This window comes from Filimonas lacunae (assembly GCF_002355595.1).
In the GTDB taxonomy this organism is placed as follows: domain Bacteria; phylum Bacteroidota; class Bacteroidia; order Chitinophagales; family Chitinophagaceae; genus Filimonas; species Filimonas lacunae.
In genome coordinates, this window is the sequence record NZ_AP017422.1 from 680,768 (window position 1) to 704,540 (window position 23,773).

23 protein-coding genes are annotated in these 23,773 nt (G+C 43.2%); 13 read left to right on the plus strand and 10 right to left on the minus strand.

Annotated features, from left to right (window positions below):
* Positions 1 to 5: 5 nt before the first annotated feature.
* The 3 genes from odhB (at position 6) to FLA_RS02820 (ending at position 3,816) form a co-directional block, all read left to right on the plus strand.
* Positions 6 to 1,574: a 2-oxoglutarate dehydrogenase complex dihydrolipoyllysine-residue succinyltransferase gene (gene odhB, locus FLA_RS02810; protein ID WP_076382066.1), complete on the plus strand. Its 1,569-nt coding sequence runs from the start codon at positions 6 to 8 to the stop codon at positions 1,572 to 1,574.
* 106 nt (positions 1,575 to 1,680) lie between these two features.
* The gene (locus FLA_RS02815; protein WP_076382065.1) at positions 1,681 to 2,589 is read left to right on the plus strand and encodes a hypothetical protein; all 909 of its coding nucleotides are present in this window, start codon (positions 1,681 to 1,683) and stop codon (positions 2,587 to 2,589) included.
* A 42-nt stretch (positions 2,590 to 2,631) separates the two neighbouring features.
* Positions 2,632 to 3,816 carry an RsmB/NOP family class I SAM-dependent RNA methyltransferase gene (locus FLA_RS02820; RefSeq protein ID WP_076382064.1) on the plus strand — a complete coding sequence of 395 codons (1,185 nt, stop codon included), beginning with the start codon at positions 2,632 to 2,634 and terminating at the stop codon, positions 3,814 to 3,816.
* A gap of 7 nt (positions 3,817 to 3,823) precedes the next feature.
* Here FLA_RS02820 and FLA_RS31630 read toward each other — a convergent pair whose 3' ends face one another.
* From FLA_RS31630 to FLA_RS02835, 4 genes are read right to left on the minus strand one after another with little or no spacing between them, the layout of a single operon-like run.
* On the minus strand, positions 3,824 to 4,516 hold the full coding sequence (locus FLA_RS31630) for an efflux MFS transporter permease (protein WP_076382063.1): 693 nt from the start codon (positions 4,514 to 4,516) through the stop codon (positions 3,824 to 3,826).
* A complete protein-coding gene (locus tag FLA_RS31635; protein WP_076382062.1) occupies positions 4,474 to 5,418 on the minus strand; it encodes a hypothetical protein in 945 nt (314 codons plus the stop codon). Before FLA_RS31635 ends, FLA_RS31630 begins: the two co-directional genes overlap by 43 nt.
* Before the next feature lie 18 nt (positions 5,419 to 5,436).
* Positions 5,437 to 6,471, minus strand: coding sequence for an HlyD family secretion protein (locus FLA_RS02830; protein ID WP_076382061.1), 1,035 nt, complete (start codon positions 6,469 to 6,471; stop codon positions 5,437 to 5,439).
* 11 nt (positions 6,472 to 6,482) lie between these two features.
* Positions 6,483 to 6,863, minus strand: coding sequence for a hypothetical protein (locus tag FLA_RS02835; RefSeq protein ID WP_144264161.1), 381 nt, complete (start codon positions 6,861 to 6,863; stop codon positions 6,483 to 6,485).
* A gap of 148 nt (positions 6,864 to 7,011) precedes the next feature.
* On the opposite strand from FLA_RS02835, the gene FLA_RS02840 reads away from it, so the two are divergent.
* Positions 7,012 to 7,848 carry an AraC family transcriptional regulator gene (locus tag FLA_RS02840; protein ID WP_076382059.1) on the plus strand — a complete coding sequence of 279 codons (837 nt, stop codon included), beginning with the start codon at positions 7,012 to 7,014 and terminating at the stop codon, positions 7,846 to 7,848.
* On the opposite strand, the gene mnmA is transcribed toward FLA_RS02840, so the two are convergent.
* Positions 7,831 to 8,946: a tRNA 2-thiouridine(34) synthase MnmA gene (gene mnmA, locus FLA_RS02845; protein ID WP_076382087.1), complete on the minus strand. Its 1,116-nt coding sequence runs from the start codon at positions 8,944 to 8,946 to the stop codon at positions 7,831 to 7,833. The two genes, FLA_RS02840 and mnmA, sit on opposite strands and share 18 nt — an antisense overlap.
* A gap of 221 nt (positions 8,947 to 9,167) precedes the next feature.
* A complete protein-coding gene (gene ytxJ / locus FLA_RS02850; RefSeq protein WP_076382058.1) occupies positions 9,168 to 9,497 on the minus strand; it encodes a bacillithiol system redox-active protein YtxJ in 330 nt (109 codons plus the stop codon).
* A gap of 253 nt (positions 9,498 to 9,750) precedes the next feature.
* Here ytxJ and FLA_RS02855 point away from each other — a divergent pair, with 253 nt between their 5' ends.
* Genes FLA_RS02855 through FLA_RS02880 form a run of 6 tightly spaced genes read left to right on the plus strand, consistent with a single transcriptional unit; the run spans position 9,751 to position 15,356 of the window.
* Positions 9,751 to 11,109, plus strand: coding sequence for a UDP-N-acetylmuramate--L-alanine ligase (locus FLA_RS02855; RefSeq protein WP_076382057.1), 1,359 nt, complete (start codon positions 9,751 to 9,753; stop codon positions 11,107 to 11,109).
* Positions 11,110 to 11,129: 20 nt separating this feature from the next.
* Positions 11,130 to 11,846 carry a 3-ketoacyl-ACP reductase gene (locus FLA_RS02860; RefSeq protein WP_076382086.1) on the plus strand — a complete coding sequence of 239 codons (717 nt, stop codon included), beginning with the start codon at positions 11,130 to 11,132 and terminating at the stop codon, positions 11,844 to 11,846.
* A gap of 9 nt (positions 11,847 to 11,855) precedes the next feature.
* Complete coding sequence (locus FLA_RS02865; protein WP_076382056.1) at positions 11,856 to 12,752, plus strand: aldo/keto reductase; 897 nt, start codon at positions 11,856 to 11,858, stop codon at positions 12,750 to 12,752.
* A 49-nt stretch (positions 12,753 to 12,801) separates the two neighbouring features.
* A complete protein-coding gene (locus tag FLA_RS02870; RefSeq protein ID WP_076382055.1) occupies positions 12,802 to 13,572 on the plus strand; it encodes a 3'-5' exonuclease in 771 nt (256 codons plus the stop codon).
* Between the two features lie 59 nt (positions 13,573 to 13,631).
* Complete coding sequence (locus FLA_RS02875) at positions 13,632 to 14,429, plus strand: polyprenol monophosphomannose synthase (RefSeq protein ID WP_076382054.1); 798 nt, start codon at positions 13,632 to 13,634, stop codon at positions 14,427 to 14,429.
* Between the two features lie 24 nt (positions 14,430 to 14,453).
* Positions 14,454 to 15,356, plus strand: a complete 903-nt coding sequence (locus FLA_RS02880; RefSeq protein WP_076382053.1) for a DMT family transporter — start codon at positions 14,454 to 14,456, stop codon at positions 15,354 to 15,356.
* Here the strand turns inward: FLA_RS02880 and FLA_RS02885 are convergent.
* Positions 15,334 to 16,158, minus strand: coding sequence for an SMP-30/gluconolactonase/LRE family protein (locus FLA_RS02885; RefSeq protein WP_076382085.1), 825 nt, complete (start codon positions 16,156 to 16,158; stop codon positions 15,334 to 15,336). The genes FLA_RS02880 and FLA_RS02885 overlap by 23 nt on opposite strands.
* A gap of 135 nt (positions 16,159 to 16,293) precedes the next feature.
* Here FLA_RS02885 and FLA_RS02890 point away from each other — a divergent pair, with 135 nt between their 5' ends.
* Positions 16,294 to 19,239, plus strand: a complete 2,946-nt coding sequence (locus tag FLA_RS02890) for an alpha/beta hydrolase family protein (RefSeq protein ID WP_076382052.1) — start codon at positions 16,294 to 16,296, stop codon at positions 19,237 to 19,239.
* A 69-nt stretch (positions 19,240 to 19,308) separates the two neighbouring features.
* Here FLA_RS02890 and FLA_RS02895 read toward each other — a convergent pair whose 3' ends face one another.
* From FLA_RS02895 to FLA_RS02905, 3 genes are read right to left on the minus strand one after another with little or no spacing between them, the layout of a single operon-like run.
* Complete coding sequence (locus FLA_RS02895) at positions 19,309 to 20,019, minus strand: hypothetical protein (RefSeq protein ID WP_076382051.1); 711 nt, start codon at positions 20,017 to 20,019, stop codon at positions 19,309 to 19,311.
* A gap of 49 nt (positions 20,020 to 20,068) precedes the next feature.
* Positions 20,069 to 20,767 (minus strand): DUF2490 domain-containing protein, encoded by a 699-nt coding sequence (locus tag FLA_RS02900; protein ID WP_159445182.1) that lies wholly within the window; start codon positions 20,765 to 20,767, stop codon positions 20,069 to 20,071.
* Between the two features lie 47 nt (positions 20,768 to 20,814).
* Positions 20,815 to 22,275 (minus strand): dihydrolipoamide acetyltransferase family protein, encoded by a 1,461-nt coding sequence (locus FLA_RS02905; RefSeq protein ID WP_076382049.1) that lies wholly within the window; start codon positions 22,273 to 22,275, stop codon positions 20,815 to 20,817.
* A 300-nt stretch (positions 22,276 to 22,575) separates the two neighbouring features.
* Between FLA_RS02905 and FLA_RS02910 the strand changes: the two genes are divergently transcribed.
* Positions 22,576 to 23,268, plus strand: coding sequence for an outer membrane beta-barrel protein (locus tag FLA_RS02910; RefSeq protein ID WP_076382047.1), 693 nt, complete (start codon positions 22,576 to 22,578; stop codon positions 23,266 to 23,268).
* A gap of 5 nt (positions 23,269 to 23,273) precedes the next feature.
* A complete protein-coding gene (locus FLA_RS02915; protein WP_076382046.1) occupies positions 23,274 to 23,756 on the plus strand; it encodes an OsmC family protein in 483 nt (160 codons plus the stop codon).
* The last annotated feature ends 17 nt before the right edge of the window (positions 23,757 to 23,773 follow it).

Sequence of the window (23,773 nt, forward strand, 5' to 3'; positions counted from 1 at the left end):
ATGTTATGATCGAAATTAAAGTACCAACAGTAGGCGAATCCATTAGTGAGGTTACGCTGTTGAAGTGGACTAAAAAGGATGGCGAATACGTTGAGCGCGATGAAGTAATAGCAGAACTGGAAAGCGAAAAAGCAACATTTGAAGTAAATGCAGAACAGGCAGGTGTTTTAAAAACAGTTGCCAAAGAAGGCGATACCATTGAAATTGGTGGTGTACTTGCCAATATTGATGAAACTGCTGCCAAGCCTGCCGGTGGCGCAGCTAAAGCAGCCGACAAGCCAGCTGCTGCACCCGCAGCAACTCCAGCCGCGGCCCCTGCTCCGGTAGCAGAAGCTAAAGCAGTAGGCAAAGGTATTATTGAAATGAAAGTTCCTACCGTTGGTGAATCTATCAGCGAGGTAACTATATTAAAATGGGTGAAGAAAGCAGGTGATCTGGTTTTACGCGATGAAGTAATTGCAGAACTGGAAAGCGAAAAAGCCACTTTTGAACTGAATGCTGAAGAAGCAGGCCAGTTACAGCCCGTAGGTAATGAAGGCGATGTTATTAAAATTGGTGATGTTATTGCCAAAATCAATACAGATGTAGCTGTACCTGTTGGCGGAAGCAAGCCAGCAGAAGCAAAACCTGCTGCTAAAGCCGAAGCAACTCCTGCACAAGCGCCTGCAGCCACAGTGGCTGGTGATATCAAAGCTACACCAGTAGCTTCTGCTATTATTGCCGATAAAAAAGTAAACCCTGCTAACATTACCCCATCTGGTTATGGTGGTAAAATTGTAAAACAGGATGTGTTGGAAGCATTAAATAATCCGGGTAAAAAAGCATTTGGTGGTCAGGAGCTGGGCTCACGCAACAAGCGCGTAGAGAAAATGAGCAACCTGCGCAAAACTATCAGCCGTCGTCTGGTAGAAAGCAAAAACACCACTGCTATGCTTACCACTTTTAACGAAGTGGACATGACCAGGATCATGGATGTGCGTAAACAATACAAAGACAAGTTTAAAGAAGCACATGGTGTAAACCTGGGCTTTATGAGCTTCTTCTCTAAAGCATGCGCTATCGCTTTAAGCGAATGGCCTGCTGTGAACGGATACATCGATGGCGATCAGTTAACTTATCATGACTATGCCGATATCAGCATTGCTGTAAGCACTCCACGTGGCTTAACCGTACCGGTTATTCGCAACGTAGAAAGCCTGAGCATGGCCGATATTGAGAAAAAAGTAATAGAACTGGCCGGTAAAGCACGTGACAACAAGCTTACCATGGATGAATTACAGGGCGGTACCTTTACTATCACCAACGGTGGTGTATTCGGTAGCTTATTAAGTACGCCTATTATCAACCTGCCACAGAGCGCTATATTAGGCATGCACAAAATTCAGGAACGCCCCATGGCTATCAACGGCCAGGTGGTGATTCGGCCGATGATGTACATTGCGTTAAGCTACGATCACCGTATTATCGACGGTCGTGAAAGCGTAAGCTTCCTGGTAAGGGTGAAAGAATTACTGGAAAATCCTGAGCTGTTGCTGATAGGAAAAGATCCGGTGAAGAGCCTGCTGGAACTGTAAGTAAAATATTATACATATATCGCCCCTTGAATGAGGGGCGGAAGGAGACTTGAAAAGTTGATATGTTTGCTGCATATCAACTTTTTTATATCCTTAAAGGTTACTTATGAAACGTTTGGCAATGGGTTGTTTAGGAATGCTGGCAGTAACATTTTTTTCATGTCAGAAAGAACTAGGACCATTGCCGGCCGATGAAACAAACGAGATCGACACCGTTATTACTATTCCCCCGGTTGATACAACACCCGCTCCTCTGTACCTGGTAAAGCTGCAGCAGGATTTCACCCTTTCTGGTGGCAGTAAAGAGTCAAATACTACGAATATCACCTGGGATAGTAATAAGAAAATTACCAGTTACGCTGTAAGCGGTGTCGCGAATGGCACAGATATATCCCTAAAGTATCGTTTTGACAGGAATTCCAGTGGTAAATTAATTGCTGCTACCGAATCTAATTTCCCTACAGCTTCCGGTTACGATTCTATTGTGCATAAGGTGTTTTATAAAAGTGGAACAGAGCAGTTAGCTTATGTTACCAGCTTTCAATACGCTTCTGGCTTCGTGTTAAATGATAGTATTGTATACACATATGATGTAAACGGCTATGTTTCTCAAAAAGAAACCTATTGGGGCCTTGCCGGAATGTTGCAAAAGTATTCCCGCGAAACCTATACTTATGACGGTAGCGGCAACTTAACCAAGCAGGTAATTGCGGCATGGGATGGCAGCAGTACCTATGTATCCTCTTCTACACTTACTTACACCTACAGCACACATAAAACGATGCTGAAACTGGGAGTAGAAGCATTTGTAGTACCGTTACCAAGCCTGTCTTCTCCTAACTATTACTCAGAGTATGTGCAACGTACGGAGAACAGCACTTTTACAAACGACTATATCAATACTACCTATAACGTGAACGATATGCCGGTTACCGGAACTGTTACCCGTAGCGGCACAGGTATAGGTAGCGCTTATAATGGTTCTGCAAGCTTTGTATGCACATATATTAAATAGGCTCACTGCCTGAATAAAGATATTGATGGGTATATTTGCCGCGTGCAATATGCCCATCGTTATATACAATATGCTGTAACCGCTCTTACGGGGTACAACGGTGCCATGCCTTTACAGCATTATCTCAAACAGTTTTTTGCCGCCGATAAGAAATATGGTTCTAAAGACCGCCGGCATATTACCCACCTTTGTTATTGCTATTTTCGCTCAGGCAATGCTTTACAGCATTTATCTGCCGAAGAAAGAATAAGGATATCTCTATACCTATGCAGTGATACTTTAGAAGGTTGGACAGGGCTATTTTCAGAAGACTGGGTAACAGCACATTCTAAAGAAGTTGCCCAACGTATAGCCTTTATACAGCAGGAAGGTATTGCTTTTCAACCAGGAAGTATATTTCCCTGGCTGGATGAATGTAGCCCGGATATGGACACTGCAGCTTTTACACAAAGCCATTTACAACAACCTTTAGTGTTTTTGCGTATCCGTCCCAGACAGGAGAAGCAAGTATTACAGGTATTGGAAAACAACAATATTGTCTATTCCAGGCCTGAACAAAACTGCATAGCCTTAGCGCCTGGAAGTAAGGCCGATCAGTTGCTGCAAATTAATCAGCAGGTGGTAGTGCAGGATTTGTCTTCACAAAGAATAGGTTCATTGTTTACACATATACACAAACCGGGTACAAACCAGGTGTGGGACTGCTGTGCAGCAAGCGGTGGCAAGTCGATACTGGCTTATGATATGCTACCTGATATCCGTTTAACTGTATCGGATGTAAGAGCTTCCATTATTCACAACCTCAAACAGCGCTTTGTGGAAGCTGGTATCAGAAATTATCAGTCGTTTGTGGCAGATCTTACCAGTAAAGCAGGTATTCCGCGCTCAGATATGTTTGCCGGAAAGTTTGATGTGATTATTTGCGATGCTCCTTGCAGTGGCTCCGGTACCTGGGGCAGAACGCCCGAGCAATTGACTTTTTTTACCCCTGCACAAATACAGCAATATGCCATTCTGCAAAAGCAGATTATTGCTACCTCAGCTACAGCGGTAGCTAGGAATGGTTACTTCCTGTACATTACCTGTTCGGTGTTTAAAAAAGAAAATGAAGAGCAGCTGGCCTACATACAGGAGCAAACCGGCATGCAGGTAGTTGCTTCCGGTTTATATCAGGGCTTTACAGAAAGAGCGGATACTATGTATGCCGCTTTATTCGTAAAATCATAGCAGTTTATTACCACAACGTTTTAGGTAACAATTGTAAGGTGCTTTCTTTCATTTTATGAAAAGAGAATAGCAACGGCTTGCTTAACACCAGCAACAGCACTACTATAACTAATGCCCAGCCAATAGCGGTATAAATTTCCATATTGGATAGTAGCATGCTTTGCCTGCTTACCGAAGCATTGATTTGCTGGTAAGCGAGCTGTGCAGCGGCTTCGGGTGTATAGCCTTTGGCGGTGAAACTGGCTGTTAATGATGCCAGCCTGCTTTGTGTTTCGGTGCTTTCGGGTGTTACAAATTGCTGTAGTTTGCTGTAGTGATTTCGTTGCAGAAACACTTTGGCGTTCTGTAATAAACAAAACCCAATATTGGTGCCCCAGAAGCGGCCTGATACACCGGCAAAACCTGCTGATAAGGATAGAGTAGAAGGTATGGCAGATGTGGTATATAACACCAGCGGCACAAACACCAGTCCTACGCCTACACCCTGTGAGCAATAAGGTATAGCTATTTGTTTCAGCGAAGCATCGGGTACAAACAAAAAGGTAAACCAGAAATGATATACAGCCATACATAAAAAGCCTGCTATAATGATGTAGTGGTTCAATATCCCTTGCTTCAATAGTATGCCAGCTATAATAATTCCTGTAATCAAACCTGCTACATTAATGTACTGTACATGTGCATTGGTTCCCATTTCCATACTTCGCCCATGGTAGCATAACACATATTCAATGTAGCCCGGCATATATAAAAGAATATAAACAATACCATGCCGGTAGTCACCTGCCGGTTTAAAAACACGGACATATTGAATGCCGGGCGTTTAATACGCAATTGCCTTAACACAAACAGGCCCATAAACACAACGGCTACAATAGCGTACACGGCAATTTGTGCAGAGTCAAACCAGTATTTCTTTTCACCATATACCAGCACAAACGAGCCGCATAGTACACCTGGTAACACCAGCAGGTAACTAATCCAGTCAACCTGATATAGAGGAATCTTCCGGCCATAGCGGTTGGTGTTAAATACTAACAGCATCAATCCCATACCCACTACCTGGAAAAACGCAGCACCATAAGCCATGTGCAGCCAATCGTAATGGTCCATCATCCAAACCATCAGGTGAATGGTAAAAGTGGAAGAGCAAAGCAGCAGTCCGTAGAATATGCTGTATACGACAATGGTTGCGCTTTTAGATGGAAACCGCGAAAGCAGCAACATGCGTAACGATACACCCGGTAATGCCATACAAAGCCCTTCCACAATACGTAGTAAAGTAAACTGATAGTAATTGCTGGTGTAGGCCGAAAGTATTAATACTAAGGCACTGGCGGCATTGATAAAAAGGAAGTAATTACGGGTGGGGAAGTATTTGAAAAAACGCCCTTCAATCAGCACCGTTGCCAGCAAGGTTCCATAGGTAAGGCTTATGATAAATTGCATGTCTTCCGGGTCAATATCCAGGTAGCTGGCTGTATAAGTGGCGTTGGAATTATACAACCCCAGCAACATCATCGAAGGCAGCATACAGTATATTAGTACACCTTTTATCAGCCAGTTAGGAGCCCATGTTTTAAAAATGGTATTGGTTTGCATAATAAATGATAAAGTCTGTTATTCTTTTTTAGCGGTTACAACAATATTCATCCCTGCCCGTAAAAAGCGGGTAATGCTATCATTATCAATTAATTCAATACGCACGGGAATCCGTTGCTCAATCTTTACGAAGTTGCCTGTGGCATTATCTGGTGGCAGTAATGAAAAACGGGCGCCGGAAGCAGGAGATAACGATTGAATTTTTCCATGAATGATAACATCGCCCGTAGCATCTGCCTTCATGCTTACCGGTTGACCGATAGATAGTTTTTGAACCTGTGTTTCTTTAAAGTTGGCTGTAATCCATTTTTCCTGGCTTACTACTGATACCAGCGTTTGCCCTTCTTTTACCAATTGTCCGGGCTGTATGGTTTTACGACCGGTATATCCATCATAAGGGGCTGTTATTGCTGTATAGGATACAAACAATGCAGCATTGTCAACCGCTGCCTGTTTGGCTTTTACAGAAGAGGCGGCAGGTATTACGCGCGAAGTGGCTTCTTCTGTTCCCAGGCTGGCAGCCTGCAAACCGCTCACTAGCTCATTATAATGGGCCTGTGCTGCTTCATACGAAGCTTTTACCTGCTCGTACTGTTGTTCGGTAACCGCTTCTTCTTTTAATAAGTTCTCATATCTTTTATAATCCTGGGTATGTTTCCAAAGTTCAGCCTTCGCTGCATCTATCTGTGCTTTTTTAATACTGGTGTTGGTGCTGATGGCCTGTGCGCCTTTATGCAGCACATCTACGGTTTGTTCAGCAGCTTCCAGATCGGCCTGTGCCAGTGATAAGCGGGTTTTAAATTCGCGATCATCTATTATTACCAGTGTATCTCCTTTGTGTACAAACTGGTTCTCTTCATACTTTACTTCCTGTACATAGCCTGTAATCCGGCTCATGACCGGTGTTACATATTGATCTACCTGTGCATCATTCGTTTGTTCGTGATTGTGGTAAAATACAAAGAAGTAAATGCCTGTGCCTATACCTGCTATTACCAGCAGTGTGGCCAATACGGTGAGTATATGATGAAATAATGTGTTATTCTTTTTCATAAATGTGTTTGTTATTCTGGTTTTAAGGAAGACATGGCAGGTGTTGCCTGTAAAGTTCCTATTGTATAAAAAAGCTGGTAGTATTTCATTTGGGCATTAATGCGTTCGGATATGTTATTGAAATGCTCCGCTATCCTTTCAATGCCTGCACTTCTTTCAGGCGTTTGGTTGTCTTTTTCTATGCCAATCCTGTCATAGGTCATATGTTGCTGCTGAGCGGCGCGTTGCAGGCTTTTATTGCCTGCACGGGCCATGGTTACCGCCTGGTTCAATGAAATAGTGACCGTGTTTGTGTGGTGTTCTGTTGTGTCCTGTGGCTTGCCGTATACCCAAAGCAGTAGCAGGCCCATGAGGGAAAGTAGCCGTTTTAACGGCTGTTGTATCGTTTTCATAAATAAGTTTATAATGGCGGCATCCGTTGTTGTGGAAAGGGAGGAACTGGGGTATGCGTTGGTTTTGTGCGTCTTTCCATTGACAAAGTTCACACATTTCGCTAAGGCGTAATTATCTTTGTAAGTCAAATATTTATTCAATTCTGCCATGCAATCCAGTAGTTTTCACGATAGTCACCTGGTGGCGGTAGACGCATTTCCGCTAAACGTTTACTGTAATCATGATTATATGGGCAAAACGGACAGTGGTGAGAACCATGTTGCCCGTCATAACCACCTGAAAGGCCAGTTCTTATATACAGAAGGTGGGATTGTGCATGTTACAACAGACGAGCAAAATTATTTTTTACCCGCCCGGCATTATATGTGGATTCCGCCCGGTAGGATCCACAGCATCCGGGCCAATGCCGAACATGTGATGATGCGCAACCTGTATTTTCCGGTTGAAAAAGGCGAAAATGAATTCTACCGTCACATAGGCATTTACCCGGTGAACGACCTGTTGCTGGAGATGTTATTTTTTACAGATAGATGGAATGGGCAGGTTACCGCAGAACAAAAAGCGGCTTACCATTTTGTGTTATCGTTGAAGTATATACTGCCGGAAATAAGTCAATACAGCTTGCCTTTTTCCCTGCCTTATCCTAAAACAGAGCGGTTGCTGGAAGTGGTGCGCTACCTGTATGCGCATATGGATGAAGATATTTTGTTCCCGGATATAGCTAAACGGTTTGGATATAGCGAAAGAACGCTGGCGCGGGTGTTTGTGCAGGAACTGAATATGACCTTTGTGCAGTTTTTTACTTTGCAGCGTATGATGAAAGCCTTGCAGCTGCTATTAGAAGAAAAGCACACTGTTAATGAAACCGCCTATATGGTGGGTTATAACAGTGTGCCTACATTTAGTAATACTTTTCGTAAAATAGTGGGTACACGCCCTTCTGAATATATTGCTATGCAGGGTGTGTTACAGCAAAAAGGGTGAGCCCATACCACCTTGTATAATACCACCGCCTATTACTTCATCTCCTTCATAAAACACAGCGCTCTGGCCTGGTGCAATACTTTTTACGTTTTCGTAAAAGCGAATGCGCAAACCATTGTCACTGGTATACAGGTTGCTTAAAGCGCCCTTGTCTTTATAGCGTATTTTAGTAATGGCTTCCATACCATCGGTAATGCCTTCATACTTGATCCAGTTAATACGACCTACCTGCATTTCACTTCTTTCCAGTTCTTCTTCATCACCTAATACAACAGTGTTGTTATCAGGATTAATGGCGGTTACATATACAGGACGGCCCAAGGCAATATCCAACCCTTTACGCTGACCAATGGTGTAAAAAGGATACCCTTTATGTTGCCCTAAACGCTTACCCTCTTTATCAACAAACCAGCCGCCGGCTACTTTATCTTCCAGCCCGTCTACACGGCGTTTTAAAAAGCCTCTATAGTCATTATCAGGCACAAAGCATATTTCATAGCTTTCGCTTTTCTTAGCCAGTTCGGGATAGCCATAATCCAGCGCCATCTGGCGTATCTCTGTTTTACGATATTTACCCAATGGCATAATAGTACGGCTTAACAGCTCCTGGTCCAGTCCCCACAGCACATAGCTCTGATCTTTGGTTTCATCCAGGCCTTTGCTAAGGGTATAGCGGCCGTTTTCGGCTTGAAGCACATTGGCATAATGCCCGGTGGCTATAAATTCACAATCCAGCGCATTAGCTCTTTTTAGCAATGCTTTCCACTTGATATGTGTGTTACACATAACGCATGGATTAGGTGTGCGTCCGGCCAGGTATTCTTCTACAAAGTTTTCGATAACAAAATCGCCAAACTCATCTCTTATATCTAATATAAAATGTGGAAAACCGTGTTGTACGGCTGCCTGTCGTGCGTCGTTAAAGCTATCAATATTGCAACAGCCAGTTTCCTTATGACCACCACCACTGGTAGCATAATCCCATGTTTTCATGGTTATGCCCACCACTTCGTAACCCTCATGATGTAGCATGAGAGCCGTAACGGTACTATCGATACCGCCACTCATAGCAACCAAAACCTTTCCTTTACGGCTCATAATAAAATAAAATTTATGCAAAGATAATTAATTGAAGGCTTGTATGCCGGAAAGGGAGCTAAAATGAAGCTTACGAATCGCGGAAAATGGAGAAGGTGAAACGGGAATGTGCTGATTATCAGCCAGCTAGGAGTTGGGGGCTGCGGGTACGGATGAAAAATACCAAAAGGTCCGTATTTTATGGCGGACCTTTCAGTATTAATAAGTTATAAAGATTGATACTAGTTAACCTGTGCGGCAATTTCGTCCATCGTAATCCCCATATGACTTTCGTCGTAGGTACATTGGCCATCTTTAATAACCAGTACCTGGGGGGATTCATGGTGAACTTGAAAAATTTCCACGATCTTATTAGAAATATCGCGGTGGGCTATCAGGTCGAGGTAGTAAAAATCTGCATGCTCAGGAACCGTTGCTCTTTCTAATCTTCCCAGCGCCATGCTGCTAATGCTGCAGCGGGTACTGTGTTTAAAAATAACCTGGGGAACCTGGCCTGATTTTTCTTTAATGCTATCCAGTTGTTCAGTTGTCGTTAGTTGAATCCAGTTCATACAATACAGCGATGTATTAAGAACGGAAATAACGAGGGTTGTGACTTGGACATCCCATTCCTTTGCGTGAACCAGAGCAGGAGGTCATCAAAGTTGCAACGCAACCAATCAATACAATAGCAAGGAGTACTTTCTTCATTTTATTCAACAATTGAGTAAATAATTCGTTTGTGTATTACCTTCATCCAAAGATACAGGTTTCGCGACTTTTATGGCCTGACATCGATTTTTTTTCGCATAAATAATATCACCAGTGCGCGTTCATTTCATATCTATCGGTGGCAGCGTAATGCACCAACTAGCCATAGCATTAAGACAAAAAGGGTACCAGGTAACGGGTACAGACGATGAGATCTTCGAACCAGCAAAATCCAATTTGGAAAAAGCAGGATTGTTGCCCCTTAAAATAGGGTGGCAGGAAGACATGATAACTGCTGATTTAGATGCAGTTATTTTGGGTATGCATGCCAAGGCAGACAACCCCGAACTGGTAAAAGCACGTGAACTGGGGTTAAAAATCTATTCTTTTCCCGAATATATATACCAGGAAAGCAAGCAGAAAAAACGGGTAATTGTGGGGGGCAGTCATGGAAAAACTACCACAACCAGTATGATCATGCACGTGCTGCAACAGCAACACCAGGCTTTTGATTACCTGGTAGGGGCTAAGTTGGATGGCTTTGCACAAAGTGTAAACATTACTGACGCACCTGTTATTGTGTGCGAAGGAGATGAATACCCTGCCAGTGCGCTGGAAAAACGACCCAAGTTTCATTTCCTGTTCCCACATGTAGCTATACTTACAGGCATTGCCTGGGATCATATTAATGTGTTTCCTACGTTTGATATTTACCTGGAGCAATTCCGCATTTTTATTGATAAAATAGAAAAAGATGGCATTTTAATTTATAACGAAACAGATCCGGTGCTGAAAGAATTGGTTAACAGCCATCACCGTACTGATATTCGTTATCAGCCTTATGGCGTGCCTGCACATACCATAGAAAATGGTAAAACACGCATTCAGCTGGAAGGAGTGGAAGGTGATATGCAGGTGTTTGGCAACCATAACCTCATGAACCTGAATGCTGCCTGGTATGCTTGTAAAGAACTGGGCATGCAGGCTGCTGATTTTGTAAAAGCCATCAGCAATTTTAAAGGGGCTGCCAAGCGTTTAGAGTTAATGGCAGCAGGCAAAACGGTGAATGTATACCGCGATTTTGCCCATGCCCCAAGCAAGGTAAAAGCTACTATTGAAGCCGTAAAACAACAATATCCTACCCGTGCTTTATATGCTGTGTTAGAGCTGCACACCTATAGCAGTTTAAACGAACAGTTTATGCAGGAATATAAAGGTGCCATGGATAAAGCTGATCATGCTGTGGTGTTTTACAGCAAGCATGCATTAGAGTTGAAGCGGATGCCGGACTTACCCGCAGATATAGTAAAAGCAGGCTTTGCTAAAGAAGGACTACAAGTGTTTACAGATAAAGATTTGTTGTGGCAATGGCTGCAACAGCAAACCTATACTAATGCCAGTGTGTTGTTTATGAGCAGTGGTGTATATGATGGTTTGGATATTACCGGCTTTGCAGCGGGGATAGTGGATTAGTGAAAGAAAAACAGCATAATATGGAATCGTTAAAAGGAAAGATTGCCCTGGTAACAGGTGCAGGCAAAGGAATTGGAAAAGCAGTGGCATTGGCGTTGGCGGCAGAAGGGGCAAACCTGGCTTTAATTGCCCGTACAGAAGCTGATTTACAAGCGGTAGCAGCAGAGGTGGCTAAATCGGGTGTGAAGGTGGCATATGCTACAGCGGATGTGGCTGATATACAATCTGTAAACAGTGCAGTGGCTAAACTGTCTGGCGAATTAGGTGCTATAGATATACTCATTAACAATGCAGGTGTAGGCAAGTTTGCCAAGTTTATGGAGCTGGAGCCGGAAGAGTGGGAGTATGTGGTGAAAGTGAACCTGTTTGGTTGTTACTATATGGTGCGTGCCGTATTACCTTCTATGCTGGAACGCAAAACAGGTGATATTGTAAACATCTCTTCTACTGCCGGTAAAAACGGTGCAGCGGTAACCAGCGCTTACAGTGCATCTAAGTTTGGTTTAATAGGTATGAGCGAATCGTTAATGCAGGAAGTGCGTAAATCAAACATTCGTGTAACTACCTTAACGCCCAGCACTATTGCCACGGATATGGCTATCGATTTAAAACTAACCGACGGCAATCCCGAGAAAGTAATGCAGGCAGAAGACTTTGCCGAATTGATTGTTAGTCAGTTGAAGCTCAATCGCCGTGTGTTTGTAAAAGAAGCCGGTTTGTGGAGTACTAACCCATAATATTCATTCATGGAGTACCGTAGTATAGGATCATCTGAGTTGCGTGTAAGTGAAGTAAGCTTTGGTTGCATGTCGTTAGGGGCTGATGAAGCAATAAATAAACAGCTGATAACACAGGCATTGGATAATGGGATTAACCTGTTTGATACGGCTGATTTATATGATAAAGGCTTCAACGAAACAATGCTGGGCAGTTTACTGAAACCACACAGAAGCAAGGTGATACTAGCTACCAAGGTAGGCAATCAATGGCGCGAAGATGGCAGTGGCTGGGATTGGAACCCGCGTAAAGACTACATTCTGAAAGCAGTAGATGATAGCCTGCGTCGTTTGCAAACAGATTATATAGATCTGTACCAGTTGCATGGCGGCACCCTGGAAGATGATATAGATGAAACCATCAGTGCATTTGAATTACTACAGCAACAGGGAAAAATAAGATACTACGGTATTTCCTCTATTCGTCCTAACGTAATCAGGGCTTACGTAGAACGCTCCAACATCGTAAGTGTAATGATGCAATACAGCTTACTAGACAGGCGCCCGGAAGAAACCTGTTTGCCTTTATTGCAACAACATAATATTGGGATATTGGCCAGGGGCAGTGTGGCTAAGGGCCTGCTGGCAGGAAAAAATCCAGAGCCTTATCTTGACTATACAGTGCAGGATGTAGCAAAGGCTGCACAAGCTATTCAACAGGTAGCTGGTACTCAACGCAGTGCAGCACAAACAGCCATTCAGTTTGTTTTACAACAGCCTGTTATCAGCAGCGCAGTAGTAGGCATCAGAACGGAGCAACAATTGTATGATGCATTGAATACCACGTCTGTACAGCATTTGACCCCACACGAAACCATGTTGCTGAAACAATCTTTACCAGCAAATTATTATACGCAACATCGCTGATGTATGTTTTTTAGGTATTTTGCGCGTTCAAAAACATTCCTGTTTTATTATGAATTTGCAGCTTACCCGTCCGTTAGCATTTATTGATCTGGAAACTACCGGTGTAAATATTGGTATTGACAGAATAGTTGAGATAGCCATCGTGAAAATTATGCCCGACGGTACTAAAACCGTTAAACGCAGGCTGCTGAACCCACAAATGCCTATACCTGCCAGCTCCAGCGATGTGCATGGTATTACCGATGACATGGTGAAAGACGCGCCCAGCTTTAAGGACGTTGCCAATGAAGTAAAACAGTTCCTGGAAAATTGTGATTTAGGTGGTTATAACAGTAACCGTTTTGATATCCCTATGCTTGTGGAAGAGTTTCTGCGCATAGGTCTTGAATTTAGCATTGACGGCCGTAAAATGGTAGATGTACAGCGCGTGTTTCATATGATGGAGCAACGCACGCTGAGTGCTGCCTATAAATTCTACTGCAATAAAACACTGGAAGATGCGCATAGCGCGGAAGCGGACGCTTCTGCTACCTGGGAAGTTTTAGATGCACAGGTAGAGCGTTATGCCAGTATTGGTAATACCGTAGATAGTATCGTTAAATTTACCGGTGAAGACGATATTGTTGATTTTGCCCGCCGTTTAATCAAAGTAAATGGGGTAGAAGTGTTCAATTTTGGTAAGCATAAAGGCCGTGCAGTGGCCGATGTGTTAAAATCTGAGCCTCAATACTATGATTGGATGATGAAAGGCGATTTTGCGATGAATACCAAGCAAAAATTAACCGAAATTTTAAACCGAACACTGTTAAAAAAGGCCTGACAGTTTTGGCATAATCCTGTAAAAGGTTAGTTTTACATTATTAGCAATCCCCTACAGAATTGGAAAAGCTCGTTATAATACCAACGTACAACGAAAAGGATAATATTGTATCTATCCTGGAAGCCGTTTTTAATTTGAAGCAGAATTATCACGTGCTTGTTATTGATGACGGATCTCCCGATGGTACAGCGAATATTGTGAAAAGCCTTTTTGCTTCTTATCCGGGACAGCTGTTCCTGGAAGAACGCAAAGGAAAGCTGGGTTTGGGTACTGCCTATATTCATGGTTTCAGATGGGCTATTAAAAGAGATTATCAGTTCATTTTTGAAATGGATGCCGACTTTTCGCACAATCCTAACGACCTGGAAAGGCTTTACGAAGCCTGTAAATACCAGGGCGGGGATGTGGCAGTAGGCAGCCGTTATGTACCGGGTGGTAAAATTGAAAACTGGCCTTTCGACCGTCATTTGTATTCACGTGGTGGTTCTATTTATACAAGACTCATTACCTGGATGCCGGTAAAAGATCCTACCGCCGGCTTTGTATGCTATAAAAAAGAAGTACTGGAAACCATCAACTTCGATGAAATCCGCTTTGTGGGTTACGCGTTCCAGATTGAAATGAAATTTGCTTCGTGGAAACTTGGTTTTAAAATTAAAGAAGTGCCTATTGTGTTTGTTGACCGCCAGATAGGGGTGAGCAAAATGAGCAAGGGTATTATCAAAGAGGGCGTGCTGGGTGTGCTGAAAATTCAGTGGCAAAGCATGTTTAAAAACTACCGCAGGCGCGTAAATATGACCACCACCTCGAACGTAAAGGTGCGCCATCGCGAAGAAATGGTGGGCGCTGATAATTAACGGGAATTGGCGTAATTTTGCGCCATGAAAAGTGCGTTGATTCGATTGCACGCCGCTGTTTTCTTATGGGGTTTTACAGGTGTTTTAGGCCGGTTGATCTCCTTAAACGAAGGGTGGCTTGTATGGTGGCGGTTACTTCTTACCGTAATATTTCTTTGGTTGTTTTTCTGGTGGAAAGGTGAAATTAAGCGTATTGACACGCGTGGATTTCTGAAAATAGGTGCCATTGGCACTATCCTGGCGCTTCACTGGCTGTTTTTCTATGGCAGCATTAAGTACTCCAACGTTTCCATTGCATTAACCTGTTTGGCTACTTCCGGCCTTTTATCGGCTATTATAGAACCATTGTTTTTCAGAAAACGCATTAACCCGATGGAACTGGTATTGGGGTTATTTGCACTGGCGGGCATTGGCATTATCTATTTATCCAATCTTAGCTTTTCATCCGGCATTTATATTGGCTTAATTGCCGCGTTATTAACAGTAACGGTTTCTGTGCTGAACAAGAAAATGGTAAACGGCTACGAGCCCAATACCATCACTTTATACCAGCTTACCGGCGGTTTCCTGGGCTTAACGGTATTAATGCCTTTGTATCATTACCTGTTTCCTACGGATGCCATTTTACCTGTGAAGTGGGATTGGGCCTGGTTGCTGGTGTTAAGTATTGTGTGCACCATTTTTACTTTTATCCTGTACATAGCAGCTTTAAAAAAGCTCAGCGCTTTTACTATGAACCTCACGCTTACGTTGGAACCGGTGTATGGCGTGTTGCTGGCATTTGCGATCTTTCATGAAAACGAAAGCTTTAACGTGAACTTTTATATCGGCTTCTTACTCATTTTACTGGCAGTAGTGTTGCAGATGATGCGTATTGTAATACAGGCCCGTAAAACCAAAAGGGCTAATATACTTTATACGACATAACGCTTTTCTTGTAAAAAGTAGGCACAAATAAGGTTTTGGTTTTAGGGTTATATCCCAGGTCGGCAGTGTTCGTTTGCGTGGATCTAAAGTCTTCCAGCGTGCGAACAGTGCCGTCTTTTTTTACATAGTATATAACGCCAATCCAGGCCGAAACAATAAACTCCTCTTCCGACAGCTGTACCAACCCATCTGTGCTTTTTTCCATACCACTGGCCAGCACCGTCATCTTTTTGGCTTCGTCAAAGGCCAGCAGTCTTCCGGCCGATACGGCATAAAAGGTTTCCGGAGTAGCTAATAATCCGTTTACATTATTGAGGTTAGATAAATACAGGGAAGCTTGTTTTCTGCGAATGACGTGAACTGTGTTTCTGCGGGAATCACTTACATAAACAGCGCCTTGAATATCAATGGTGATATCATTCAGGAAAACGGCGCTGTCTATAGGTATTTTGTAGGCAATAGCCCCTTTGGCTATATCTATTACCACCACTTCTGTTACGTCTGCCACATACAGCAGGTTACCATATCTACCTAGTCCTTTAGGAGCATTTAACCCGGTAATCCAGTTGCTGTCTATAATCTGCCCTTCCTGTGTGAGTTTGGCTATAGCTCCCTTGCCATTTACAGCAGGATTGCCGCCTATAATAGAAACGTACAGTATATTATCTGCCTTGCTGTAAAGTACTGATTCCGGTACCTGGAGAATGGAGTCGGTAGTCCATTGTTTGGATAGCTTTATTTGTGCGTGGGCTTTTGCAGTAAATAATGCCAGTAACAGGCAGGAATAAACAAAGTACTTCATCCGGTTTTTGCTTTGTATAAACATACCAATTCTTTGTTATGTAACAGTGTTTTGCCGTTTTTTGTTCCTCTTTTGCAGGAATATGGTCATAACATTGCCTGCTGATAATTAATTTTAGTTTTAAATAATTGATTCATGAGAATATCCCCCATGTTGCTGTGCGGCTGGCTTGCTGCCTGTTGTATGCAGGTTGCCCATGCACAGAAAAAGCCGCTGGATCACTCCGTTTACGACAGCTGGCAAAGTATTTCCGAAAAGCAAATCAGTAATAACGGCAGGTATGTGGTGTATACCGTATCGCCACAGGAAGGTGATGCCAACCTTGTAATACAGCAGGCTGATGGAACACGCTTAGTGGAAATTGCCCGTGGCTATGCGGCTAAAATTACCAACGACAATGGGTTTGTGATTTGTAAGATAAAGCCTGCGTTTAAAGACACGCGCGATGCCCGTATTAAAAAGAAGAAGCCGGAAGAAATGCCTAAAGACAGTCTGGCTATTTATAATCTCAGCACAAAAAGCCTGGTAAAAGTGGCTTTGGTGAAGTCTTTTAAAGTGCCGGAAGATGGTAGCGGCTGGCTGGCCTACCTGCTGGAGAAAACACCGGCAACGGCAGCCGAAAAGCCTGTGTTGGATTCAGCAGCACGTATTGCACAACTGGTGCGCATGGCCGATAGCTTATCGCGTGCAGCCGATAGCCTGCGTAATAAGCTTACCCAAATAAAAACGACAGGTTTTACCGCTATACAGGCTAAAGTGCCTGCAGGTAATAAAGCCACTGGTAAAAAAGATGACAATACAGTGGAAGAAGGCACCACGCTGGTACTGAAAAACCTGGTATCAGGCGAGGAAAAGAAATACGAACTGGTAAACGATTACCTGTTCGATAAAAAAGCAACCGCATTGGTGGTACGTGTTACCAAAAAGAATGCAGATAGCACCAGCCGTGCATTGGTATTATGGCAGCATTTAAGCAATAACAAGGTTGATACGGTAATGAAAGGCTTTAACGATGCCCGTGCGTTTGCATTGGATGAAGCGGCTACCCGTTTAGCTTTTGTGGCTGAACGTGACAGCAGTGCTAAAGCCGTTCAAAAATATTATCGTTTATGGTATTATACATCTGGCTATGATAGTGCTAAACTACTGGCCGACAGGTTTACCAAAGGGGTATTGCCTAACTGGGGCATCAGTGAAAATGCTGATTTAACTTTCAGCAAATCCGGCAACAGGTTATTCCTGGGAACTGCTCCTATACTACCTCCTAAAGACACCACGCTGCCGGAGTTTGAACGTGCAGCAGTAGATGTATGGAACTATAAAGACGATGCGCTGCAAACAGTGCAGTTATACAACCTCAACAAAGAGTTGAAAAAAAGCTACCTGGCCTATTGGGATGATGCCAATAAACAGGTGGTACAATTAGCAGATACCGCTTTCCGCCTGGTAAAGCCCACAGCAGAAGGGGATGGCGCTGTGTTCTATGCTGAGAACGATTTTGGTAAACGTATCGCTGCTCAGTGGCAGGGATATGTATTGGAAGATGTGTATGCTATCAATCCTGTAACAGGTGCTAAAAAGCTGATTGTAAAAGACTTTAAAGGTGCTACCTATCCATCCTATACCGGCAAATACTTGCTGCTGTATAACGATATCAAACGTAGCTATAGCATCTATAACACCACTACCGGCAATACCTATGCAGTAGCGGCTGATGTGAAAGTGCCTTTGTATGACGAAGAGAATGATGTGCCGGACGATCCTAACCCACACGGTGTTATGCGTTGGATGGAAGGTGATAAATATGTATTTATTTATGATAAGTATGATGTGTGGAAAGTAGATCCGGAAGCAAAAGAGAAATCTGTAAACATTACCAATGGTCGCAAAAATGCACTGGAATACAGGTATGTCAATACCAATGAAGACGAGAAGTTTTTGACAGCTGGCCAGCAAGTATTATTTCGTTTGTTTGATGATAATACCAAATACAGCGGTTTGGCTACGCTTTCATTAACAGAAGGTGTACAGCCTGTTACCTTATGGTTGCAGCCTTATTCGTTTGGTGCTGCCATGTTTAGCAATGTACAAAAAGCGAAAGAAGGAACGGTGTTATTGTATACTAAAGAAAACTTCACCAATTCTCCTAATCTTTATACACGTAGTGTAGAAAGCGATAATGAAAAGCAATTATCAACTACCAACCCGCAGCAGGGCGATTATTCCTGGGGTAGCGCTTCTTTATACAAATGGAAAGCTTATACCGGTAAGCAAACCGAAGGTGTGTTATATAAGCCTGAAAATTTTGATGCGAAGAAGAAGTATCCTATGATCGTATACTTCTACGAGCGTAACAATAATACACTGTATAACTACCTGGCACCTGCGCCAACGCCTTCCCGTTTAAACATCTCTTTCTTTGTAAGCCGTGGTTATGTGGTGTTTGTACCTGATATCTGGTACACCAATGGCCATCCAGGCCAAAGTGCTTACGACTATATTGTAAGTGGCACAAGGGCATTGATTAAAGAAGGTTTTATTGATAGCACTAAAATAGGTTTACAAGGTCAAAGCTGGGGTGGTTATCAAACAGCTTACCTCATTACCCGAACGAATTTGTATGCAGCTGCGTGGGCAGGGGCACCGGTAGTGAACATGTTCAGTGCTTATGGTGGCATTCGTTGGGAAAGTGGTTTAAACAGGCAATTCCAGTACGAGCATACACAAAGCCGTATAGGGGCTACCATCTGGGACAAGCCCTATTTATACACTGAAAACTCTCCGTTATTCCACTTTGCCAAGGTGAAAACACCGCTGGTGGTAATGGCTAACGATGCAGATGGGGCTGTACCCTGGTACCAGGGCATTGAATGCTTTACAGCTTTACGCAGGTTAAACAAACCGGTTTGGATGCTGAACTATAACGGCGAGGCACACAACCTGGTGGAAAGAAGAAATCGTAAAGATATTCAGGTTCGCGAGCAACAGTTCTTTGACTGGCTGCTGAAAGGCGAGAAGCCCGCACCATGGATTACAGATGGTGTTCCAGCTGTAATGAAAGGGCGTACCTGGGGATTATAGACAACATTGAATATAAACATAAAGGCCTGTATCTCTGATGATGATACAGGCCTTTATGTTTATTATACATTAAGTGCTGATATAACGCACCAGGCTTCGCTTGGCTATAGGCAATAAAGTTTCTTCTATCGGAAAGGCCAGTGGCACATCAATAGCATACACGGCCGGGTTTGGTAGCATGCTTCTATTGCGTATCAGTTCTGTTTTGATATGCTCATAGGTATTCACCATGGTGCGCCGCCAGGTGGCTATAAATTCTGTTTTAATACTGCGGTACTTTTCATCGTGGCGTTCAAATATGCTCAGGCGGTATTGATATACCAGCGTTTCTTTGGTTTTGTTGCCCGATAAAAACATGTATCCTTCGTTTAAATCCAATGGAATTAAACCAATAGGAGTGATGGTCATTTTATCCTCAACAAATTCATAAATTTCTGTACCGCTGGAAATAGTTACCTGAAGTTTATCAGCGGCATATTGAATAATTTCTTCCAGCTCTACCATCAGTTCATCATCTTCAATCATTTGCTCGTATAGCAGCTGCAATTGCTCAATCTGTATACCGGTTAACCGCTTGGGAAACTGTTCCTGCAGGTATCGTTTGTTTTTGCGGAATGCGAGCAGGTTATTGTGATGGAAGATAACATCGGCCAGTTGCGGGTACAATTTGTTCTGATCGAAGTATCTGGTTATTTCCTGTAAATAGGCCAGTAGCGTATACTTCTTTAGCTCAAAATCAATATATCCATCCGCAAACCATGTTTCAGATAAGTGTTGCATACTGGTACATTTTACTTATCCTGAATTTACAAAAAAATGGCCGATAAAACTAATCCATAGTATTAGGGAAATGCTCCTTCTCAAAAATGCGTTTATCTAATGTAAACAGCAGGGATGTTTGTATAAAGTTTTTGCCACTGCCATCATCGGCTTTTCTATAATCGAACTGACGTATCCAGCCAGCTTGTGCAGCTACTACTTTAGAAAACTGAAAACCTGCTCCTGCAAAAAAGCGGTTACGTACAAAGAAGGGTGCTGTATTGGTAAAAAACACCTCATCAAAAGCACTTATATATAACGTTTTTGGAACGATAGAAGCGTGGTTGATAGGTACGATAGGATTAATCCGGTAACGGAAGCGATTAAAGAATTCACCGTTTATCCAACGTTGTTCTATCCGGTAACGATGTTCCAGTTTTACACGGTGAATGTTATTGCTGATCACTAACTGTTCCCATAAGCGCCATTCTTTTACTTGCATGGGAGTTTTAAAATTACCGGGAGTGCTATAGGTTTTATAGTCTCCGGTGCCCACCATTATAGTGGCTTTGTCTACCAGTTTGTATTGAATGCCGCCTTTAAATTCATGGTAATAGAAGTCGGTCGTAAGCTTTTGTGAGCGCGTTTGCGCTTCCAGCCACAACGAAAACTTTTTGTCCAGGCTTAACGATAAATTGGTAATATCCCATGAGCCCAGTTTGTCGTTCTGGGCAAGCGCTGATGCAGTAGTTAAAGGGAAAGCCATCATAAACATGATGGCTTTCCTATAGAAATTCAGTTTCACTATACTATTGATTATAATACTCCTCTGTTAGGATCCCAGTTTTCAAATTCTTTGGCCACTTCTGATAAGAAAGATGCGCCAATGCTGCCGTCAACAATACGATGATCGTAGCTCATGCTCAGGTACATCATATGACGGATGCCAATGGTATCGCCTTGCTCGGTTTCAATTACCACCGCACGCTTTTTAATAGCACCTACGGCCAGGATAGCTACCTGTGGCTGGCTGATAATAGGAGTACCCATCAGGCTGCCAAAAGTGCCCACATTGGTAAGAGTGAATGTTCCTCCCTGGGTATCATCTGGTTTTAAGCGGTTGTTACGGGCGCTGTCGGCCATAAAGTTCACCGCCTTGCTTAAGCCTACCAGGTTCAGGTAATCGGCGTTTTTAATTACAGGTACAATCAGGTTACCGGAAGGTAATGCTGTTGCCATACCTATATTGATGTCCTTTTTCAGGATGATTTTATCGCCATCTACCGAGCTATTGATAATAGGGTAACGCTTAATAACACGCGCTATACAATCAATAAACAGCGGGGTAAAGGTTATTTTGGTATTCTCTCTTTTTTCAAAGTCTTTCTTCACCCTGTCGCGCCATTGTACCATATTGGTAACATCTGCTTCGGCAAAGCTGGTAACGTGCGGGCTGGTGTGTACGCTGTCTACCATGTGTTTGGCAATCAGCTTACGCATGCGGTCCATTTCTATAATTTCCACATTACCGGTTGGATAAGTTACGGGAGCCTGAGTAGTAGTTGCTGTAACAGCGGTTTGTGGCACTGTGGTTTTAGGTTCAGTGACTGCCGGGGTAGTTGTTTCAGGTGCTACGGTTGGCTGTTCTGTGCTAACAGGTTGTGCCACCGGTTCTGGCGTAGTTGTAGCAGCTACTGGATCCACCACGTTGTTTTCAACAACAGGTTGTGGCAAAGTGCCAGCGTTACGTTGGGCCACATATTGTAAAATATCTTTTTTGGTAACGCGGCCATCGTTGCCTGTTCCTGGAATTTTTTCCAGTTCGGCCAGGCTGATGCCTTCGCTATTCACAATATTCAATACTAATGGAGAGTAAAAACGTGCTCCGCCGGTAGCAGGTGCAGCGTTTTCTACTGCTGGTGCATGCACAGGTTCCTGAGGTACAAAAGGTACTTCTGGCTCAGGTTCTTCTGTCACCCGTTCTGAAATAGCTGGCGCTTGCTCTGGTGCTGCAGGCGTTTCAACTGGTGCAACGGCAGCTGTTTCTATACGGGCTATAACAGTACCGATAGGAACTACGTCGTTCTCGTTAAACAGTACTTCGGTTATAACACCCGCTGCGGTAGAAGGCACTTCACTGTCTACCTTATCGGTAGCAATTTCAAGCACGGTTTCTTCCAGCTCAACAGTGTCGCCGGTTTTTTTATGCCACCTTAACACAGTGGCTTCCATAATACTTTCACCCAATTTGGGCATCACCAGGTCTACTAACGCCATGCAATAATTTTTTAAATTTCAATGGGGGGCAATCGTTTCCGGCGTCAAATGTATAATATATGTTTCAAAAAGTAGAACGCGGGGAAAAAGTACAAGCATTTGATACCTATTCACAACCGGATAGCATAAATAGTCATTTGTTTATATCCGGTTTTTTTTTGTTGACGAAAAAGCGTTTAAAAGGGCCGAATCTCCTGTTTTTATACCCTAAAAAGGTGCTTATGGATAGATTTTTAGCGATAAACGATGAAAAATATATATTTGACAATACAATTAACTCTAAACCTTAGACTCACTGTTATGAAAAGTATCGTAACCAAATTCACCATTAAAACTGTGCTTTCTGCCATTCTGTTGCTTTCTGTTTATCATGCCACAGCCCAAAGTGACGATTCCCGTATTCGTATTGCCTTAAACGGTGGCTGGGGATATCATATTGCTAAAACTGCCTCAGGATTATCACAAAGCGAGAAGGATTATATCAACAAATTACGTTCGGGTTTTGTATATGGAGGGGACGTAATGTATTTTTTTGGAAAAAATTGGGGTGTAGGAGTTAAATTCAGCCGTTTTAGTAAAGGAGTATCTGTTGGGGCAAATGGGAATATTAGCGGATTTTCTGAAACCACCAAATCCACCAACTTTATAGGCGCCACCTTTGGCGGACGTGTAAATAATAGCAGCGAAACAGGAGCGTTGATACTGGGAATATCTTTAGGTTACCTGGGCTATACCGAAGAAGGCACTTATCTGAGTTTGCCTTACCAGATGACAGGCGGTACAGTAGGAGCTGTTACAGAAATAGGTTATGATTTTAAAGTATCCGATCATATTGCCTTAGGGGCGCAATTGTCTTATTTAAGTGGCACGTTAAGGCGTGCGCATTATATTGTGGTGGCTGATAACAGAGACGAAACCAGTAGCCTGGAAGATGGTCAGGCAGAAGGTCTTAGCCGTATAGAATTATCGGCAGGTATTCGATTTAACTTTTAACAAATATGAGCAACAAGCAACATACCTATGCACTTACAGTTACCTGGACTGGCAATAAAGGCCTGGGAACCGGTGGGTACACGGTATATAACAGAGATCATATTATTCAGGCCGGGGATAAAATCACTATTCCCGGCTCTTCCGATCCTGCTTTCCGGGGCGATATAAGCCGGTATAATCCGGAAGAGCTTTTGGTGGCTTCTTTATCATCCTGTCATATGCTGTGGTATTTGCACCTGTGTGCCGAAGCGGGTGTTGTGGTAACTGCTTATGAAGACAAGGCTACAGGCATTATGGAAGAAACCGCCAACGGGGGCGGGCATTTTACAGAAGTAACGCTGCATCCAGTCATTACTGTAGCAGAAGCTGCCATGATACCTTTGGCAGATAGCCTGCACCAGAAAGCGAATGAACTTTGCTTTATTGCTAACTCCTGTAAATTTCCTGTGCATCATCAGGCACAGTATCATACCTATGAAGTAAAATAATTTCACCCATCATAAAC